This is a genomic window from Fulvivirga sp. M361 (genome assembly GCF_007097395.1).
In the GTDB taxonomy this organism is placed as follows: domain Bacteria; phylum Bacteroidota; class Bacteroidia; order Cytophagales; family Cyclobacteriaceae; genus Fulvivirga.
This window is the reverse complement of the sequence record NZ_VKDC01000009.1, coordinates 30,591-49,875: the sequence shown is the minus strand read 5'-3', so window position 1 is coordinate 49,875 and position 19,285 is coordinate 30,591. Positions and strand designations below refer to the sequence as shown.

The 19,285-nt window shown below is 41.6% G+C and carries 16 protein-coding genes and 1 tRNA gene; 9 read left to right on the top strand and 8 right to left on the bottom strand.

The window, feature by feature from the left end; genetic code table 11:
• On the top strand, positions 1-567 hold the full coding sequence (gene scpB / locus FNH22_RS12280; protein ID WP_143398681.1) for an SMC-Scp complex subunit ScpB: 567 nt from the start codon (positions 1-3) through the stop codon (positions 565-567).
• Positions 568-586: 19 nt separating this feature from the next.
• Positions 587-1,351, top strand: coding sequence for a pseudouridine synthase (locus tag FNH22_RS12275; protein ID WP_143398680.1), 765 nt, complete (start codon positions 587-589; stop codon positions 1,349-1,351).
• A gap of 17 nt (positions 1,352-1,368) precedes the next feature.
• Here FNH22_RS12275 and FNH22_RS12270 read toward each other — a convergent pair whose 3' ends face one another.
• Together FNH22_RS12270 and FNH22_RS12265 are read right to left on the bottom strand one after the other, a co-directional pair.
• Positions 1,369-2,688: an ATP-binding protein gene (locus tag FNH22_RS12270; RefSeq protein WP_185154200.1), complete on the bottom strand. Its 1,320-nt coding sequence runs from the start codon at positions 2,686-2,688 to the stop codon at positions 1,369-1,371.
• Between the two features lie 278 nt (positions 2,689-2,966).
• A tRNA-Phe gene (locus FNH22_RS12265) sits at positions 2,967-3,039 on the bottom strand.
• Positions 3,040-3,123: 84 nt separating this feature from the next.
• Between FNH22_RS12265 and FNH22_RS12260 the strand changes: the two genes are divergently transcribed.
• Positions 3,124-4,452 carry a 4Fe-4S dicluster domain-containing protein gene (locus FNH22_RS12260; RefSeq protein ID WP_143398678.1) on the top strand — a complete coding sequence of 443 codons (1,329 nt, stop codon included), beginning with the start codon at positions 3,124-3,126 and terminating at the stop codon, positions 4,450-4,452.
• 12 nt (positions 4,453-4,464) lie between these two features.
• Positions 4,465-5,256: a (Fe-S)-binding protein gene (locus tag FNH22_RS12255; RefSeq protein ID WP_143398677.1), complete on the top strand. Its 792-nt coding sequence runs from the start codon at positions 4,465-4,467 to the stop codon at positions 5,254-5,256.
• A 59-nt stretch (positions 5,257-5,315) separates the two neighbouring features.
• Here FNH22_RS12255 and FNH22_RS12250 read toward each other — a convergent pair whose 3' ends face one another.
• From FNH22_RS12250 to FNH22_RS12230, 5 genes are all read right to left on the bottom strand, one after another.
• Positions 5,316-6,194, bottom strand: a complete 879-nt coding sequence (locus tag FNH22_RS12250; RefSeq protein ID WP_143398676.1) for an anti-sigma factor — start codon at positions 6,192-6,194, stop codon at positions 5,316-5,318.
• Between the two features lie 84 nt (positions 6,195-6,278).
• Positions 6,279-7,142, bottom strand: coding sequence for a hypothetical protein (locus tag FNH22_RS12245; RefSeq protein ID WP_143398675.1), 864 nt, complete (start codon positions 7,140-7,142; stop codon positions 6,279-6,281).
• A 3-nt stretch (positions 7,143-7,145) separates the two neighbouring features.
• On the bottom strand, positions 7,146-8,105 hold the full coding sequence (locus FNH22_RS12240; RefSeq protein ID WP_143398674.1) for an Ig-like domain-containing protein: 960 nt from the start codon (positions 8,103-8,105) through the stop codon (positions 7,146-7,148).
• Positions 8,092-9,567: a HAMP domain-containing sensor histidine kinase gene (locus FNH22_RS12235; protein WP_143398673.1), complete on the bottom strand. Its 1,476-nt coding sequence runs from the start codon at positions 9,565-9,567 to the stop codon at positions 8,092-8,094. Before FNH22_RS12235 ends, FNH22_RS12240 begins: the two co-directional genes overlap by 14 nt.
• 12 nt (positions 9,568-9,579) lie before the next feature.
• Entirely contained in the window at positions 9,580-10,281 is a 702-nt protein-coding gene (locus FNH22_RS12230) for a response regulator transcription factor (RefSeq protein WP_143398672.1), read from the bottom strand.
• 154 nt (positions 10,282-10,435) lie between these two features.
• On the opposite strand from FNH22_RS12230, the gene FNH22_RS12225 reads away from it, so the two are divergent.
• The 5 genes from FNH22_RS12225 to tpx all read left to right on the top strand — a co-directional run bounded on the left by FNH22_RS12225 (position 10,436) and on the right by tpx (position 16,651).
• A complete protein-coding gene (locus FNH22_RS12225) occupies positions 10,436-10,921 on the top strand; it encodes a hypothetical protein (protein WP_143398671.1) in 486 nt (161 codons plus the stop codon).
• A gap of 75 nt (positions 10,922-10,996) precedes the next feature.
• Positions 10,997-13,015, top strand: coding sequence for an OmpA family protein (locus FNH22_RS32805; protein ID WP_305038363.1), 2,019 nt, complete (start codon positions 10,997-10,999; stop codon positions 13,013-13,015).
• A gap of 86 nt (positions 13,016-13,101) precedes the next feature.
• The gene (locus FNH22_RS12215) at positions 13,102-14,268 is read left to right on the top strand and encodes an AIR synthase related protein (RefSeq protein WP_143398670.1); all 1,167 of its coding nucleotides are present in this window, start codon (positions 13,102-13,104) and stop codon (positions 14,266-14,268) included.
• A 2-nt stretch (positions 14,269-14,270) separates the two neighbouring features.
• On the top strand, positions 14,271-16,133 hold the full coding sequence (locus tag FNH22_RS12210) for a M1 family metallopeptidase (RefSeq protein ID WP_143398669.1): 1,863 nt from the start codon (positions 14,271-14,273) through the stop codon (positions 16,131-16,133).
• 23 nt (positions 16,134-16,156) lie between these two features.
• Positions 16,157-16,651: a thiol peroxidase gene (gene tpx / locus FNH22_RS12205; RefSeq protein ID WP_143398668.1), complete on the top strand. Its 495-nt coding sequence runs from the start codon at positions 16,157-16,159 to the stop codon at positions 16,649-16,651.
• Between the two features lie 42 nt (positions 16,652-16,693).
• Here the strand turns inward: tpx and FNH22_RS12200 are convergent, their stop codons facing one another.
• The gene (locus FNH22_RS12200) at positions 16,694-19,216 is read right to left on the bottom strand and encodes a M14 family metallopeptidase (RefSeq protein WP_143398667.1); all 2,523 of its coding nucleotides are present in this window, start codon (positions 19,214-19,216) and stop codon (positions 16,694-16,696) included.
• Positions 19,217-19,285 lie beyond the last annotated feature (69 nt).

Below are 19,285 nucleotides of genomic sequence, written 5' to 3'. Positions count from 1 at the left end.
GTGGACTTTCTCCAAAACCATATCGAGGCGCTCATTTTTTGTTCGCAAAACCCAATAAAGGTTAAGGAGATAAAGAATTGTCTTTCTGAAATGTTTGAAGCGGACGTTCCTGAAAAGGACGTCAGTGATGCGTTGGAAAGAATATTGGAAAGGTACAAAGACGAATCTTACGCATTTGAGTTAAACCATGTAGCGGGTGGCTACCAGTTCATGACTAAGCCGGCTTACCAGGCTAGTATAGGTATAATGCTTAAGCAACAGTCGAAAAGAAGACTTTCTACTTCTGCAATGGAAACATTATCGATCATTGCCTATAAGCAGCCGGTTACCAAGGGTGACATGGAGAGTATACGAGGAGTGAACTGTGATTACGTTGTGCAAAAGCTGTTAGAAAAGGGTCTGATTGAGATAAAGGGGAAATCAGAAGGCGTTGGCCGCCCTATTCTTTATGGTACAAGTAATAAGTTTATGGAGTACTTTGGTATCAATGATCTGTCGCAATTGCCAACCCCAAAAGATTTTGTAAATACTGATGAAAACACAATAGGCGAAGAGCAGGAAACCTGATTTCGTCCAACCTACACCAATGGCGAGACCCCAAAGAAAACAGTCCAGAGGGAAAAAGACCTCAAATGTTGAACAAGGGCCTATCCGCCTTAACAAGTACATCGCCAATGCCGGTGTCTGTTCACGAAGAGACGCAGATGAACTCATAGCATCTGGTGCAGTTAAAGTCAATGGCACTATAGTTACAGAACTCGGTTTGAAAGTAGGCGCCGGGGATAAAGTGGAGTATAAAGGAAAAACACTCGTTCCTGAAAAACCTATTTATGTACTACTGAATAAACCCAAGGATTTCATTACTACTACGGATGATCCGCAAGGCAGAAGAACCGTTATGGACCTGGTTAAACAGGCGGGTTCGGAAAGGATATTTCCGGTAGGTCGCTTGGACAGATACACAACGGGCCTCCTACTTTTAACCAATGATGGCGACATGGCAGGTAAATTGGCGCATCCTTCTTATAATGTTAAAAAAATATACCGCGTTGAGCTCGATAAGCGTATCACCAAGGAAGACGTAACCAGAATATCGGAGGGACTTCACCTGGAAGATGGCGAAGTTAAGGTGGACGAACTGGCAATTTTATCCAACGACTATAAAGCATTGGGTGTGGAGATCCATATTGGCAAAAACAGAATAGTACGTCGAATTTTCGAACATCTTGGTTATGAAGTCGTGAAGCTGGACCGCGTAGTATATGCAGGGTTAGATAAACAAAACCTTCCCAGAGGTAAGTGGCGTTTCCTTACCGACAGAGAGATAACACGCTTGAAGCATTTGAAATGAAATCGCCGGGACTAACCTTACAGATGTTCTTTAAATGTTAGTTTAAAGTTACTGCCTTCATTTAACTGTGACTGCAGACTAACTTCTCCTTTTATCTTACGTGATGCCTCCTGTACAATAAACAAGCCCAAACCCGAACCTTCGGATGTAGAGTTGGCCCTGTAAAACATATCAAAAATTTTATCATGATGCTCCTGAGCAATGCCTTGCCCATTATCACTAATTGTTATTTCCACAGCATGACCGTCTTTTTTGAAATCTACTCTGATGTAAGGATTGTCCTTGGATAAGTCGTGATATTTTATGGCATTACTCAGAAGGTTGCTCAGAATAATTTTGAGTTGACCCCTATCTGCACTTAGTTCATTTGCTTTTACACCTTCATAAATGATCTGTATGCCTGCCGCACGTTCATCGAATTTGATATCTGAAAGTATTTCTTCAATGAGTGCATTAAAGTCAACATGTTCCTCCTGGGTCTGGAGTTTAGTGTTTTTTGAATACGTCAAAATATCACTGATGATGCTATCAAGTTTCTTGACTCTTGTTTCTATCATTTTGAAATATTGTAAGATAGTAGAATCTTTCGTTTCAAGAGCTGCGAGGTTAGTAAGTCCCAAAATAGAAGCGATAGGAGCTCTCAAGTCATGCGAGGTGCTATAGAGAAAGCTATCTAGTTCATTATTAGTCTTTTTTAATATGAGTCGCTCATCCTCAAGCAACCACATTACCATGCCCAAACCTATGATAGTGATAAGAAACAGATCAGTTACTCCAAAAATAGATAGTACTATCGAAAGGTTGTAACCGATAATAATAAGATATACCACTACGAAATAACCTGTCAATTCAAGGCCGTACAGCATTAATGCTGTTCCCAGCAGTCTTCGTCCAAAGCTTACCTCACCGAAACGTTGTGAGAAAAAGGCAATTACACCACAATATATAAAGGCAATGCCTGTAATCAGTGACCGGAGACCAATGCGTATGAAGTATCTCTCAACGAATCTGCTATCATCAAAGGCATATAACAACGTGAGACTTGTTCCCAGTATGATTGTAATAGCAAAGAGCATATAAATGGACCTTTTGCTTAATTGCCGGTCCTTTATTAATTCATAGCTCCCGACGATCAAAAAGAAACTTTGGATAAAGGCTCCCGTCATATACGTCGCTGAGCCTGCCAGGTTAAAAAAAGGAATGTTTATTCGCCAATCCGGAGGAAGTGTACTGTACCCTAACCCCAGGCATACAAAAAAGAAACCTAACCAACTTCTGGACCAGTTCAACAAAAAAGGCCGGTGGTATATCTTGCTAAAATAACGGAAGTTAATCATGAAGATTATCGCTAACCCCATTTGCGCCAAATACAGGGATATTAATCTGACTGTCAGAGCATCACTTGCTTCCATCTTTTGAAAATAATACTTATTTACTATTGTTAATAATTAAATTATTTATTCGTTAGAAGGAATGAATTAAGAAAGATTATAAATAAAAGAAAATAGTATGCTTGCATACTATTTTTTCGATAGAACTCTTATTTTTGAAAGCTGGTAACGTTTGCAGTGAGGCATAAAAAAAGGTCTCTTACGTAATGCAAGAGACCTGAAAGTGGTGCTGAGTGGGCTCGAACCACCGACTCACGGATTTTCAGTCCGATGCTCTACCAACTGAGCTACAGCACCTCCGAAATGAGGTGGCAAAGCTATAGAAATTTGCAAAGCGTGCAAAACAAATTTTAAATTTATACAAAGCTAATTATTATCCTAATGACATATTTGGCACAAATCGTTTTCGTTCTTGTTTTGGCTGGCGCAGCTTTTATCCTTAGTAAGCGAATTAAACGAATTAAGGGTAATATCCAACTTGGTAAGCCATTAGCCACGGATGGTCATTCTTCTGAGCGATTAAAGAACATGCTATTGATTGCGTTGGGCCAAAAGAAAATGTTCAAAAAAATAATCCCAGCCTTTCTTCATTTGCTCATATATGTAGGTTTTTTGGTGATCAATTTGGAAGTATTGGAGTTTATCCTTGATGGTATTTTAGGTACGCATCGTTTATTTGCGCCATATTTAGGGGGCTTTTATAATGTATTAATGAATGTCTTCGAGTTTCTTGCGGTAGCGGTTCTGTTTTCATGTGTTGCATTCCTTATCCGAAGAAACTTGCTTAGGGTCAAGAGATTTTATGCAGAGGAGATGACATCGTGGCCCACTCTTGACGCAAATTTGATATTAGTTATTGAAATTGTGCTTATGGTTGCTATCCTTACCATGAATGCCACAGACCAACTGCTGCAAGTCCGGGATGAGCACTATACAGCGACAGGATCACTATTTTTTAGCTCATTTTTAATGCCCTTGTTTGAAAATATGAGTACAGGTACGCTAATCGTAGTTGAAAGATTTGCCTGGTGGTTTCATATTGTTGGTATTTTGGGTTTTGCTGTTTACGTGACCTATTCAAAACACCTTCATATTTTCCTGGCTTTTCCTAATACCTATTATGCTCATCTGAAAGCGAAAGGAGAAATGACAAATATGGACTCGGTCACCAACGAGGTAAATATGATGCTTGGTATTCAAACTGATCAGAATACTGCGCCGGCAGAAGTAGGCCGGTTTGGCGCCAAAGATGTAAACGACCTGAGCTGGTTGAATATCATGAACGCGTACTCCTGTACGGAATGTGGTCGATGTACGTCCGAATGCCCGGCTAATCAAACCGGCAAAAAACTTTCACCACGCAAAATAATGATGGACACCAGGGACAGGGCTGAGGAGGTAGGTAAAAGCCTGGCCTCCGGAGGTAAGGGCTTGGAAGATGGGAAATCATTATTAGGTGATTACGTTACCAATGAGGAGATCAATGCATGTACCAGCTGTAATGCTTGTGTGGAAGCATGTCCGGTAAACATTAATCCATTGGAAATTATCCTGGAAATGCGCCGGTATGTTGCCATGGAAGAGTCTGGATCGCCAGCTTCATGGAATAGCATGTTTCAAAATATAGAAACCAGTTTTGCTCCATGGAAATTTGCTCCAACCGATCGTTTTAACTGGTCGCAAGAATTGAAAGAAGAGTCTAGTAGTTAATTAAGAGGAGAAATGAGTGAAATAAAAATACCCGTCATGGCCGATAAAGCGGCTGCAGGAGAAACGCCAGAGATACTTTTTTGGGTAGGTTGTGCAGGATCGTTTGATGAGCGATATAAAAGTGTTACAAAGGCATTTATTAAAATATTGAATAAAGTAGATGTTTCTTTTGCCGTACTGGGCCCTGAGGAAGCCTGTACCGGTGATCCTGCGCGTAGGGCTGGTAATGAATTCCTTTTTCAAATGCAGGCTGTAGCTAATATCCAGGTGATGAACGGATATAATGTAAAGAAAGTAGTTACCGCCTGTCCACATTGCTTCAACACCATTAAAAATGAATACCCCGCACTTGGGGGCAATTATGAGGTGATTCACCATGCTACCTTCTTACAACAGCTCATTAATGAAGGAAAAGTATCACTTAAGGGTGGAGGAGAATTTAAAGGCAAAAAAATTACGTATCATGACTCATGTTATCTTGGTCGTGCGAATAATATTTACGAAGCTCCCCGTGAAGTACTTGAGGCCCTTGATGCAGAATTAGTGGAAATGAAGCGCTGTCGAACCAAAGGTTTTTGCTGCGGTGCAGGTGGAGCGCAAATGTTCAAAGATGCTGAAAAAGGTAACAAAGAGGTGAATATTGAACGTACGGAAGAAGCGCTTCAAACCGGTGCAGATACCATAGCCGTGGCTTGTCCCTTTTGTATGACCATGATGAGCGACGGCGTGAAGAATAAAGAGAAGGAAAATACGGTGAAGGTAAAGGACCTGGCTGAATTAATCGCCGAAGCTGAAGGCTTATAAAAAAGCAAAGGGCCCATCTCATAGAGACAGTCCCTTTACCATACTCAGGATAGGAAAGATTATCTTGAAACGTTTCCTGAAGGAAAACTTGCTGTTGTATAGTTATCTATTGAATATGGATTACCGCTTAAACTGGCCGGAACCATATCCAGCAATGGTTTAAGTGTAAAAGGTGCCGGGCTGTTATCCGGATCGGGTTCAATTGAAATTACGACGGTGCTACCTCGCAGGTCTGTAGGAAAAGTCAGGCCCGTTGGAGCGTTTACCAGGAAGTCTTCTCCCGGGAACTCCGGGGCTCCGTTCATACCGCTAAAAGGAGCGCTATCATCAGATCCGGTAGCTGTCAGGAATGTTCCGGTAGTAAGTGCAACACCATCTACCACTGCCCAACCTTCATACTTCCAGCCTTCCGAAAGCGTAGGAAGATCAAGACCGGCCATAGCACTTCCTGAACTGTTATCCAAAAACCAAACTCCACTCAGGTCATCGGCTTCGCTATCCGGATCACCGGTAGGCGTGGCAATGATGTATTTTCCTGTAGCAGTTTCAAAACCGGTACCTACGGGTCCTGTGCTAACGGTGGCAGTATTGCCAGAGAACATTCCGGACAATATCTTTGTTTTCGCAGGCTCAGGGTCATTGTCAGGAACGGGCTCAATAGAAAGTACAAACATCGTCGCGGCTTCTAATTGTGCACTATTCACATTAAAAGTGGTTTGCGAAAGTTGAGCATCCGCACCCATACCTGTAACACTGAATGTTCCTGTACTTACAGGCTGGTTATCTACTATTATCCACCCCTCGTAAGCAAAATCATCTCCCAGCGCTTCTAAACCATTTATGTTAAGGGTGAGTTGGGCCGATGGAGTATCTGAGTCATCATCGCCGCAACTGGTAATAAGGGCGGCTATAGACAGAACTAAAAATAATCGTTTCATAACTAATGTTGGATTTAAATTTTAATGATCTGTCAAAAGTCATGATAAGATATCACGGAAGTATCACGAAAGTTTAACGTATTGTTAAAGTTTGAAGAATACTCCTGCGCTGAAATTGGGTGAAGCCAAAATGTTAGTTCCGGAGGCTGCAAAGGCCGCCGCTGCGGTGATACCTAGCTGGTCCGTAAAACCATAACTCACCTCAGGCCCAAAAGAAAAGAATTCTACATTGTTACCAAATAGTCCATTACCGGCCCCTCCTCCTGAATCTCCGTTTTGCAGTGATTGTACGCCGGAAATTTTGAGTGACAATGTCACATCTTTAATTCCGGTATAGCCAAGTTCAGCTGAATACCTCACCTCATCTGAAAAATTTTCGGTACGATTATTAAAACCGGCCCCTATCGAAGCATAAAAAGGTGCAGGATAAAATGAACGACTGGCATCCAGGTAGATCATCTGGTTAAATTCTCCATCTCCGGTTTGCAAAATCCTTGGATCTCCCGAATCAGTGGTCCCTTCAGCTATTTTGCCAAAGGGCAGACCGAATAGCAGCGAAGCGGATACCACGATTTTTTTACCCGGACTTAGTGCATATTTAAGTGATATATCTGTGTCGCCAAATGAATTAACCGCATCACCAGGTTCTACAATTTGTGATTGACGCCTTTCTACATCATTAAGAGTACTCCTTACAAAGAACGGCATATAGATAATACCCGTTAAACGATCAGTAATGCCGTATTCACCATATAAACTGGTAGTATATAAACTAATAGTAGTAATGTCTATAATATCACCGTTGAGGTCATAAAAGCTATCAGAGATAATAAAGGACTGCCCAAGTTTGAAATAACCTTTTTTGGCTGGTTGCGGCCATCCGCCTCCAGCATAGGATATTTGTACAAAACAGGTGAAAACGAAAATAATTAAAGCTATATTCTTCATTTGTCAAAGATTAAAATCTGCTAAACCAAATGTTATTGACGCAGGTCTGCAAAGTACAATAACATATCTGTAGGTATCCAAGGTAGCATTAGCGTTTAGATTAGTGATATTGAAGGTAGCCCCTCCGTCATTTTTTATCTCAGCCACTTCTAAGCCGGAAGAACGAGTGGCGGACCCACCTGTGGAATTCGATAGATAAATAAAAGTGCCTAAGGCAAAATCCGTATCGAAATCATCGCTTAATTCCAGGTTTAGTATACCACCGTCATCTATGAAAAGACGTGCCGTTCCAGTGGCTACATATCCACTCGCCCCACGAAATGTGGCCGTTTTTTCTGTTTCCCCACCTACTGTAAAAAGCTTGGGAGCACTTTTTATTCCGTCAATAGTAGCTGTCACCATCACCTCCCCGCTTGCTAATGTGGTCAATAGCCCATTCGCGTCGATTTGGGCAACGGCCGTATTATCAACTTCCCAGGAGCTGACCGTCGTGTTTTCAATCAGCATTCCATTTACATTCCACGCAGTGCCTGTGAGTTGAACAGATTCATTGACTTCTAACATTGTTCGACTAACTTCTATGAGTACTTTATTTACGTCATTAGAAGTTTCACTCACACTGATGATGATTGAGGAGCTTTCCAGGCCCTCAAAAAAAGCTGAAACCATCGTCTGTCCTTTTTTAAGGGCTGTGACGGTGCCATCTGAATCCACGCTGGCTACCGTATTGTCTTCTACCACCCACATAGGGGTAATATCTTCTTTTACGCCATATTTGTTTTCATAATTGAATTGTAACATGGCAGTGCCGTTTACTAAAAGCGGAACGACACCGTCATTTTCACTTTCTATCGTAAATACAATGTCCCTGATTTCATCATCTATAACATCGGTGCCTATACACCCGCTGGTAATCAGTAGTGTTATGATGAAACTTAGCTTTAAATAATTAACTATTCTCATACTGCGGAAGTTGAAATGAAAAAGTAGTTCCTTTGTCCAGCTTACTGGAAAGGTTGATGGTTACATTATGGATCTCTAAAATTTTCTTTACAATAGCTAACCCAAGCCCAGTATTTTTGTTATCCAAACTAACACGTTTGTCGCCAATATGATACCTGTCAAAAATGTAGGGAATTTGTTCTTTTGGGATGCCGGGTCCGGTATCTGAAACTTGGATCTCTACATATTGATCTGAGCTATCTACCAGGACGGATATCTCTCCATTTTCAGGAGTGAATTTAAGCGCATTGTCTATGAGGTTTTGCAGTACCCTTTCTATCAATGAAACATCTGCAAAAACCAGGGATTTGTTAGGGTTGTGCGCTGTTTTCAAAACAATATTCTTCTCACTTGCCAGGAGTTCAAACTTTTGACACAGGTCATGTATTAACTCCTGGATAAAAAAAGGCTCCTTTTGGGCTGTTACTTGCTGGGCCTCCAGTTTTGATAATTCAAACAGTTCTTCTACCAGCTTTTTCAGCTTATGCGTGCTTTCAAGAATGATCTTTAAATATTTATCTCTTTCCGGATCCGTCAACTGGTTTTGCTTGATCATCAACGTCTCTATGTAGCCATGGATTACTGATAATGGTGTTCTAAGATCATGGGAAACGTTGCCAACCAATTCACGACGAAGGTTCTCCATCGATTTTAAGTTCTCAATATTACCAACAATGGTATCGGCCATATCATTGAATGTAATGGCCAGGTCGTTTATTCCTCCTCCTTCTTTTACTGGTATGCGTGCGCTCATTTCACCACTCTGAAATTTTTTAACAATAGTGATGATCTTATTCAGGTTTTTAGTGATTAGCCAGAGCGCTAATATGCCCAGAAGTAAGGCAGACAAAAAAGTTATAAGAATAGCCCGGCCTCCCAGTTTTAATACATAACTGTTTAAGACATATTCCGATGCTGAAACATACTCTTCACTGGCCAGTACTACATAGATATAAGCAATCGTGACATTATTTTCTTTAATGGGAGCGGCAGAAAAAACTTTATACTGACCCGGGTTCCGGGGATCATCACCTTCGATGTATTTTTCTCCGTCCGTACGAATGAAGTCCTCTACCGGCACCAGGTCCACGCTTTCAAGCTTGACCTTTTTGTATGGGGCTACATAATTCAGGATTTTACCGGCGGCATCAAGGATATAAACTTCCAGGCTAGGGTTGATGGCCATCATATGGTGCATAATATCATCCGTAGCTGTAGTGTCCAATTGACCCTCTACATAGGGCTTAACTTCTGCTATGATGTTTTTAGCAATATCAGCATTCAACCGTTGATTCCGCTCCTGGGCATACTTTTCAGCCAGGTTCACAGTTATAAAAACGTAAGCAAAACCCACTACAAACAGTAACCCGGTAAAAAGGGCCACAATTTTCCAGAAAAAACCTGATGATGAACTATTTTTCATTTTTTTAAAAAATTACGCGGGGATCTCATCATTAAAACGATATCCCACTCCCCATGAAGTAAGTATATAGGTAGGGTTAGACAGGTCTTTTTCTACTTTAGCCCTTAGCCTGTTGATGTGTGAATTAACCGTATGTTCATACCCTTCGAACTCATATCCCCAAACCAGGGACAGCAACTGATCACGGGAATAACTTTTCCCGGGGTGTGATGCCAGTAAAAACAAAAGGTCAAACTCTTTTGGCGTAAGGTCAATGCGTTTTTCCTCCAGCAAGACTTTTCTTTTGCTCTTGTCAATTTGAAGATTACCCTGACGGATCATCTGTTCGGATATGTCTTCCTGTTTAAACATATCTACCCGCCTGAATATAGCTTTTACCCGTGCTATAAATTCTCTTACACTGAATGGTTTGGTCAGATAATCATCTGCTCCCGTTTCTAATCCCATGATCTTATCCACTTCTTCACTACGTGCGGTTAGCATCAGAATGGGTATTTTGATCTTATTAGCCCGAAGGTCGCGACATATCTCCAAACCATCTTTTCCCGGTAAGGTGATATCCAGAATGATTAAATCAAAATACTCGGTGGTAGCGGCATTGTAGCCTGCCTGGCCGTTAGTAAAGGACATTAACTGGCATTCCAGGTCCTTGAGATGGATCTCGAGTAGTTCTTTAATATGAATGTCGTCTTCTATGAGCAATACCTTTTTCATCGATACAAATGTAGGTTGTAAGTATCACGAAATTATCACAGGTCAAACTTAGGACAGTATTCAATGCTAAGAAGTCGCATAAATGACTTTATATGCGGTTGTTACATGAAGAACTAATCTGCCTACTTTTTAGTTAATTTATTAAATTTGGAAAATGTACGAATCATTTGATGACATGCCGGAAAATGCCCGGGTATGGGTATACCAGTCGAATAGAAAGCTCAATGAACAAGAATTAGCATCAATTGATCAGGCTGCTAATCAGTTTGTTGATTCCTGGGAGGCTCATGGAGCGCCTTTACGGGCTTCTTACAAACTGCTTCATGACCAATTTCTGATTATACTGGTGGATGAGTCTTTTAATAGCGCCAGTGGATGTTCCATAGATGCTTCCGTGCATTTTATTCAAAAAATAGAAAAAGATCTGGACCTGAATTTCTTTGACCGATCTAAAGTGGCATTTATTTATAAAAATGAAGTCTTTCTTGAATCACTCAATGACCTGAAGCTTAAAGTGTCAGAAGGTGTTATTGATGAAAATACATTGACCTTTAATAATTTGATTCAATACAAGAAGGAATTGGAGCAGGCCTGGCTATTACCGGCCGGGAAGACCTGGTTAGGGCGTTATTTTAATTAAGGACAACATTAAAATATTCACCTTCGTTAAGAAATTTAATATATTATTAACCTAGCTTTAATTAAAAGGCTTAACATGAGAGCACTTATCATTTCAGCGTCCTTTACACTTGCCTGTACTATGCTGCTCAACAGTTGTGGTATAGAAAAGAAAGCTTCCAAGTCATTTGACCTGGCCCAATTTCAATATACCATTGACCTTTACAACAAAGTACTCAAAAAAGATCCGGACCATGCTGAAGCAAACTATTTTGTAGCGGAGTCTTACAGACTCTCTAATCGTGTACACCTCGCTTTGCCCTATTATGAAAAAGCCTTGAACAATGGGCTGGAAAATGATTCCGTTCGCTTGTTTTACGCATTTGCTTTGAAAGCAGAGCGTAAATATGATAAGAGTCGTGAAGTATTGGAAACTTTCCTAAGTACGGTTACGGATGAGAAATATAAAAATCGTGCTGAAGAAGAGTATCAAAACCTGGATAACTTAAGTGAGATAAAATCCAAAAAAAACTATTACAGGGTTAAAAACCTGGAAGCTATCAATACACCATCGGCAGAATACTCACCTGCCTATAATGATGGTGAACTTTTCTTCGCATCCTCACGGGGAGATAGTAAGATCTACCTGGGTACAGGTACGCCGTTTACTAATATTTATAGCGTGAAAACTAAGGGGGCGCGAGTACAATCACAAACGATAAAGGACCTGGGTGACCGAATTAATGGCCCCATCACCAATGAAGGGTCGGTGACTTTCAGTCCTGATGGTAAAACCATGGTGTTTGCGAAAGGAAATTCAGGTAAAAAGAAAGGTACTGCCGAAGTGAACTTATACATTACCCGAAACCGAAATGGGGTTTGGACTGAACCACGAATGCTCAATATTAACAATCCGGGATACTGGGATTCTTCACCGGCATTCAGCAGAGATGGTAAAACACTGTATTTTGCGTCAAATCGTCCGGGAGGCTATGGCGGAACAGATATTTATTCGGCAAGAAGAAATGCCAGAGGAAGATTTTTTAAAGTGAAGAATATCGGACCGGAAATTAATACCACAGGGAATGAAATGTTCCCATACATTTCGGACGACGGGCATATGTATTTCTCAAGCGATGGTCATCCGAGTTTCGGAGGGCTGGATCTATACGTAGCCAGAAGAAAAAATGGGCGTATTGAAATTGAAAATCTTGGTGAGCCTGTAAACTCCAGCGCCGACGATTTCGGCATCCACCTTTTTAAGGCGGACAGAGGCTTTTTTACCTCTAATCGTGAGGGAGGAAAAGGGGATGATGACATCTACACCTTTGTGAATGAAGACCCAAACCTTAAAGTGGTGAACTATTTCTTGCAGGGAGTGACCATGACCCATGATGACAATGATAAGTTGAGTATACTGCCCAATGTAAATGTGCAATTACTGGACTATAAGGGCGAGGTACTGGATGAGACGAATACGGAGTCGGATGGAAAATTTCTTTTTAGGGTTTATGAACATGAGCATTATAACCTGGTAGCTGAAAAGAAAAGAGGCCCGGATAAATATTTGATCACTCGTGAGAAATTTACCACCGTAGGTAAAGCTGCAGATCGCGATACACTCACTAAGCTGGTTACTGAAGTAAGGTTTGATACACTTCTGGTACTGGAAAAAATAGAAAAAGATAAAGTGTTCGTTATGGAGAACATTTATTATGATCTCAATAAGTGGGACATTCGTGATGATGCCGCACTTGAGTTAGATAAACTGGTCACCATTCTGCAGGATAACCCGGAGCTAAAAATAGAGCTTAGCTCACATACGGATGACAGGGAGTCCGATGCCTACAATCTAAGACTGTCAGATAAAAGGGCAAATTCTGCCGTCAGCTATATTATATCTCAAGGTATAGCGAGTGATCGCCTGGTGGCACGAGGCTATGGTGAGTCCCGGTTGATCATAAAAACAGCTAAAACAGAGGAAGAACATCAGGTAAACCGCCGCACGGAATTTAAGATCCTGGAAATTGGTCAGGTGAATACAGCTTCCGGAGAAGAGTTTGATGAAGAAAGATATTTTGATGATGAGGAAGAAGATGACAGTGGTGAGCGCTAGTTTCTCAAATTAATTCATAAACGAAAAGTCGCTTTTTATCTGATAGGAAGCGACTTTTGTTATTTTTGTTCTTCTCCTTTTTATCTATGAATGAAAGATACGCAGCACGAGGAGTTTCTGCTTCCAAGGAAGAAGTACATCGTGCGATAAAAAAAATAGACAAAGGCCTTTATCCTAAGGCCTTTTGTAAGATTGTAGACGACTTCCTCGGGGGGGATCCTGCTTACTGTACTGTAATGCATGCGGATGGAGCAGGCACAAAATCATCGCTGGCCTATCTCTACTGGAAAGAAACCGGAGACCTGTCCGTTTGGAAAGGAATTGCACAGGATGCCGTGGTCATGAATACGGATGACCTTATATGTGTAGGAGCAGTAAACAATATTTTACTTTCTTCTACCATAGGACGGAACAAATCACTCATTCCCGGGGAAGTAATAGCAGCTTTGATTGAAGGTACTGAGGAGGTACTGCAGATGCTTCGGGATAATGGTTTGGACATCAGAAGTACCGGAGGAGAAACGGCTGATCTTGGAGATCTTGTGCGTACGGTGGTGGTAGACAGTACGGTAGTGGGCCGGATAAAACGGTCTGATGTTATTGACAACAGCCGGATTAAAGCGGGTAATGTGATCGTTGGTTTAGCCTCGTATGGACAATCCAATTATGAAAATGAATACAATGGAGGAATGGGTAGTAATGGCCTTACTTCTGCCCGTCATGATATATTTCATAAGGAGTACGCTGAAAAATACCCTGAATCTTACGACCCTTCGGTACCAATAGACCTGGTATATTCAGGGAAGTACAAGCTAACAGATAAAGTAGCCAATATTCCCGTTGATATGGGTAAACTGGTCTTGTCGCCTACGCGTACCTATGCACCGGTGATAAGTGAAGTATTAAAAAGCTTAAGACCACAAGTACAGGGCATGGTACATTGTAGTGGCGGTGCACAAACCAAAGTACTTCACTTTGTAGAGGGGCTGCACATTGTAAAAGACAATCTTTTTGAGATACCCCCTTTGTTTAAATGCATCCGGGAAGAGAGCGGCACAGATTGGAAGGAGATGTACAAGGTCTTTAACATGGGGCATCGAATGGAGATTTACCTTGAACCGTCTTATGCTGACCGGGTCATTGCTATTGCTGAAAGCTTTGGTGTGGAAGCACAGGTGATAGGACATGTGGAAGAGGCCGTTCAAAAACAGGTAACTGTAAAGGGAGAAAAAGGAGAATTTATTTATCACTAAACATGTACACATTGAAAAAGCTATGTTTATTTTTTCTGGTGGCATTCGTGTCTTGCGAAACGGCTACAAAAGACAATGTTGAACAAAAAGAGATCATGACCTTTACCGATAAGCACACTTATGCCCAACCAGATGAATCGGTAGTGACCCATTTGGATTGGACAGCAGCCATAGATTTTGAATCCAAAACCATCTCTGCCAAAGCTATCCTGACGCTTAGCAATAGTGATGATGCCAGTAAACTGATGTTAGATACGAAAGCACTGAGTATTTCGGAGGTTTTAGTAGACGGTGATCAAATTCAATTCTCATTGCGGGCAGAAGAAGAGCATAAAGGGAGTGCACTGGAAATACCCATTACTCCGCAAACCAGGCAAGTGACGGTTCATTACAGCACTTCTCCCGGAGCTGAGGCGTTACAATGGCTCAGCCCGCAGCAAACTGCTGATAAAGAAAAACCATTTTTGTTTACACAATCTCAAGCCATTCTTGCCCGCAGCTGGGTACCCATTCAGGATTCTCCCGGTATAAGGTTCACATACAATGCGAAAGTGACCGTACCTCAAGGGTTAATGGCGTTGATGAGTGCTGAAAATCCTCAAACCGTGTCGGATGATGGTGTTTATAATTTCAAAATGGTACAGCCGATACCTGCTTATTTACTTGCGCTTGCTGTGGGAGACCTGACCTTTACTTCATTGGGGCAACGTAGTGGAGTCTATGCAGAAGCTTCAGTAATTGAAAGGTCAGCCGCAGAGTTTGAAGACCTGGAATCTATGATAACAGCTGCAGAAGAGCTGTACGGCCCCTATCGTTGGGACCGTTATGACTTGCTGGTACTTCCTCCCAGTTTTCCTTTTGGCGGAATGGAAAACCCCAGACTCACTTTTGCGACACCTACCATTTTGGCGGGTGATAAATCGTTGGTCTCTTTGGTAGCACATGAACTGGCCCACTCCTGGTCGGGAAACCTGGTGACTAATGCTACCTGGGATGATTTTTGGTTGAATGAAGGCTTTACCGTTTATTTCGAGCAGCGGATCATGGAAAAATTATATGATCGGGATTACTCTGAGATGCTTGCTGCACTCGCAGCGCAAGATCTGGTAGAAGAGATCGAAGCAATGACCGAAGCCGGCAATGCGAAAGACACCCATTTAAAACTGGACCTAAGTATGCGTAATCCTGACGATGGAGTGACTTCAATTGCTTATAATAAAGGGTATTTGCTTTTAAGAAATATTGAAGAAACCATTGGCAGAGAAAAATTTGATCACTTTTTGAAATCGTACTTTGAAAAGAATGCTTTTAAAGTAATGACTACAGAGGCGTTTATCCGGCAGTTTGAGACTTTTTTACAACAAGAGAGTACAAATTTTGACCTTAATACTTGGATCTACCAGTCAGGGCTACCTGAAGGCATTAAACTGCCCTCTTCCAATCGCTTTTCCGAGGTGGATGAACAACTAACAAAATATATGGCTGGTGCCAAACCCGATGAATTGAATACCCAACAATGGACCTCCCATGAATGGCTGCATTTTGTAAGATCTATTCCGGAAACAGTGACAAATACTCAATTAGCGGAGTTGGATGATGCCTTTGGATTTACCAAATCGGGCAATGCTGAAGTTTTGACGGGCTGGCTGATACAGGTGGTAAAACATGACTTCTCTCCTGCCTATGAACGCCTGGAAGATTTTCTGATCCATACCGGGCGCAGGAAATTTCTGAGTCCGATATATGGTGAAATGATAAAAACAGAACAGGGTAAAATAATGGCATCAACCATTTATAAAAAGGCCCGGCCTAATTATCATTTTGTGGCAACAAATACATTGGATGACATGTTAGATCAACAATAAACAGATATCACACAAACGAAATTATGGCACAAGTTACACTCAAAGGCAATCCCAGCCAGACAAACGGAGACCTGCCGGAAGTAGGTACTTCCCTGGATTTTACACTGACTAAATCAGATCTTTCAGAAGTAAGCCTATCAGATTTTAAAGGCCGGAAACTGGTATTGAATATTTTCCCAAGTATTGATACTTCTACCTGCGCTACATCTGTTAGAACATTTAACAAAGAAGCGGCTTCACTGGACAACACAAAGGTGCTATGCATTTCAAAAGATCTGCCATTTGCACATGCCCGGTTCTGTGGTGCAGAGGGTATTGAAGATGTAATAAGCTTATCTGACTTCAGGCATCCTGAGTTTTCGGAAAAATTGGGGATCAGGTTGGAAGATGGTCCGCTGGCAGGATTAGATGCAAGGTCTGTTATTGTGTTAGATGAGGAAGGTAAAGTTCTGTATACTCAGTTAGTCAATGAGATTGTAGACGAACCTGACTACGAAGCAGCTTTAAAAAGTTTATAGCATTTCGGCCACTTTTTCCGGGAATACCAGAGAGTATTACCTCTATCGGTTTCCGGTGATAAAAACAGCATTGGAAAAAAGTAGCTTCCCATTTTCCCAAAAAGCTCTAAAAAGGGGATTGTCCACCATATAAATGATCTGGCCTTTCCCTTTTTGTTCAATTCCAAAAACCAGGCTGTTCTCCAGTTTACTCACAGCTTTAAACCCTGCAAACCCACTCACGGGGCTCGAATCTTTTTTTAGGACACCTACATTCTGGCCTTTTTCCAAATAGGCGTAACGTGAATTAGTGGTTTTGAGAGAATAGTATTCCGGCCCATAACCATAAGCCAGTGGATTAGACTGATCCAGTGTCACTTTAAAAATAGCTCCAAAAATGGCTTTTGATAGATTGTCGCGTTCATAGCTTTCGAAACTTTGTAACAGGCGCATGCCGTTGTCAGAGTCACGGCCGTTATCTTTTTTCTTCTCCCCGTCGGAAAATTCCTTTAGTAAAAAGCCGTTTCGATCTTTAAAACCGTTCAAAGCGTTACCTATAGCGATAAGTTTCCCACCATTGCCAACCCATTTAGAAATACGCTTGAGTTGGTCTTCAGAGAAAATAGTGTATTGACCATGGGGAAGAATAAGCACATTGTAATCATCAAGGTCTATTTTTTTGAAATAATCCGTGCGAATCGGGGTTATGGGGTAATCGAGCTGTCTTTCAAAAAAATGCCATATTTCACCAAAACTTAAAGAGGACGTCTGGGCCCCGGATAAGACTGCGATCTTTGGTTTTTTGATCCTGGCAATTTCTCCTGAACCCAGGTCCACACCACTGTCCATGAAACCGGTCCGGACAGGCATGATATCACGGTCATATTTTTTTGCAGTCTCATGAATGATCTCATCAAAACGTTCACCTAATCGTTCGTTGGTTCTTCTGGTGACCACCAGGGTACCTTTTTCGAAAGAACTTCCATTTAATGTAAATCTCTTATGCGCTACCCGCACATGTATGCCTTTTTGTAAAATGGAACTCAGCCACTTCACATCTTCCAAACTGTTGTATTTAGCAAGATAAGCATAAGGTTTGCTTTTAATCGTTAATGACCGGGGTTCGGAGAATTTGTAGGTCCCGGTAACTGCGATCTTTTCACTAAGTGCGTATGCCTCTACCCCGTAGGCATAAGGTATGGACCAGGCAGTAATGTCATAGGTCAGTGTATCGGATAACTTGGCCACAGGTTCAAATAATGCAGTAACAAGGCGTGATTTTGGTTGATAGGTGCTGATGATTAAATCGTTACTCGAAATTGATAACTCAGAAGTTCCATTTTTCAGATAATTGAATCCCCTAAGCCTGGCTTTGCTACTGCCCGTTCCGTAACGGATCTTCTGTTTTTCCAGGAACTGGGTTACCGAAGCGATTTTGTCCTTACCATTACTACCTTTGATCACGTATGTCTTATACTTTCCGGCTGGCGAATTGACGTTATTGCTGAAATATTTTTTGAACTCATCGGTAAGACGCCGGGCATTCAACGAGCTGATCTCTACTGTAGACATTCCGGTTGTAAAATGGTGCAGGACGCGATCTTTAAGTGTTAGTGTATCTTCATATTCTGTGATGATACCCAGGCCTGCAAAACCACCTCCGGCTTGTTCATACGTCATACCTATGGCGCCGTTATAGGTAGGATATGTATCGCCGTAGCTGGGATAAAGTAAATCAAAGCGCTCTTTAGTAAAGTACAACCAGTTTTCTTTATCGAAATATTTTGAATGGTTTTTCCCTATGGTTTGTTGAAATTCCCGCTGCCATGGGGTGATCACTTCATGGAATGGTTCTGCCGCAGGAGCAAAATAGTAGGGATTGTTATGTCCTTGCTCGTGAAAATCAACATGAATATGTGGCATAATCTCATGATATGCCTTTATACGTTGTACAGACTCTTGCTGCGTTTGCCAGGCCCAATCCCGGTTCAAATCAAACAAATAATGATTGGGACGTCCTCCGGGCCACGGCTCACGATGTTCCGTGGCATTTCCGTCAGGGTTAAAGTCATGACTGCCATATTGATTGTAAAAATTCGCATAACGATCCCTGCCGTCGGGATTTATGCAAGGGTCAATGATCACCACGGTATTTTTCATCCAATTGCCGGCCCTGTCATTGGTTACCAGCTCATAGATGGTTTGCATAGAAGCTTCAATAGAGGAGGCTTCGTTTCCATGGATATTGTAGCTGAGCCATACTATGGCAATGTTATCATCAGCTATGTTACCCTCCAGCATTTTTGCTCTTCTCAGGTTATTTTCCCTGATTTCATCCCATCGGTCCATATTCTGCTGTGAAGAAACTACGGCGGTGATCAAAGGCCGGTGCTCGTAGGTCTCTCCGTATTGCTCCAGTTTCACGTTGGGTTGTGAAGCTGCTACATGTTCGAAATATTCCACTACACGATGATGTCGGGTAAACCTTTCACCAAGCTGGTATCCGAGAAATTTTTCAGGGGAAAGAAGTTGGCCGTTGACAAAAGAAGCCAAAAAAAGTAAAGGGAGTGTTAAAGCCTTATTCATGATTTTCTAACTGATATAATATTTTAATATAGCTATTCTCGTGTTTAAGGTCATACTACTCGTAAGTAT

Coding starts and splice junctions, on each gene's coding strand:
- FNH22_RS12275 (WP_143398680.1), top strand. CDS start 587: ATGGCGAGACCCCAAAGAAAACAGTCCAGAGGGAAAAAGACCTCAAAT.
- FNH22_RS12270 (WP_185154200.1), bottom strand. CDS start 2,688: ATGATTAACTTCCGTTATTTTAGCAAGATATACCACCGGCCTTTTTTG.
- FNH22_RS12260 (WP_143398678.1), top strand. CDS start 3,124: ATGACATATTTGGCACAAATCGTTTTCGTTCTTGTTTTGGCTGGCGCA.
- FNH22_RS12255 (WP_143398677.1), top strand. CDS start 4,465: ATGAGTGAAATAAAAATACCCGTCATGGCCGATAAAGCGGCTGCAGGA.
- FNH22_RS12250 (WP_143398676.1), bottom strand. CDS start 6,194: ATGAAACGATTATTTTTAGTTCTGTCTATAGCCGCCCTTATTACCAGT.
- FNH22_RS12245 (WP_143398675.1), bottom strand. CDS start 7,142: ATGAAGAATATAGCTTTAATTATTTTCGTTTTCACCTGTTTTGTACAA.
- FNH22_RS12240 (WP_143398674.1), bottom strand. CDS start 8,105: ATGAGAATAGTTAATTATTTAAAGCTAAGTTTCATCATAACACTACTG.
- FNH22_RS12235 (WP_143398673.1), bottom strand. CDS start 9,567: ATGAAAAATAGTTCATCATCAGGTTTTTTCTGGAAAATTGTGGCCCTT.
- FNH22_RS12230 (WP_143398672.1), bottom strand. CDS start 10,281: ATGAAAAAGGTATTGCTCATAGAAGACGACATTCATATTAAAGAACTA.
- FNH22_RS12225 (WP_143398671.1), top strand. CDS start 10,436: ATGTACGAATCATTTGATGACATGCCGGAAAATGCCCGGGTATGGGTA.
- FNH22_RS32805 (WP_305038363.1), top strand. CDS start 10,997: ATGAGAGCACTTATCATTTCAGCGTCCTTTACACTTGCCTGTACTATG.
- FNH22_RS12215 (WP_143398670.1), top strand. CDS start 13,102: ATGAATGAAAGATACGCAGCACGAGGAGTTTCTGCTTCCAAGGAAGAA.
- FNH22_RS12210 (WP_143398669.1), top strand. CDS start 14,271: ATGTACACATTGAAAAAGCTATGTTTATTTTTTCTGGTGGCATTCGTG.
- tpx (WP_143398668.1), top strand. CDS start 16,157: ATGGCACAAGTTACACTCAAAGGCAATCCCAGCCAGACAAACGGAGAC.
- FNH22_RS12200 (WP_143398667.1), bottom strand. CDS start 19,216: ATGAATAAGGCTTTAACACTCCCTTTACTTTTTTTGGCTTCTTTTGTC.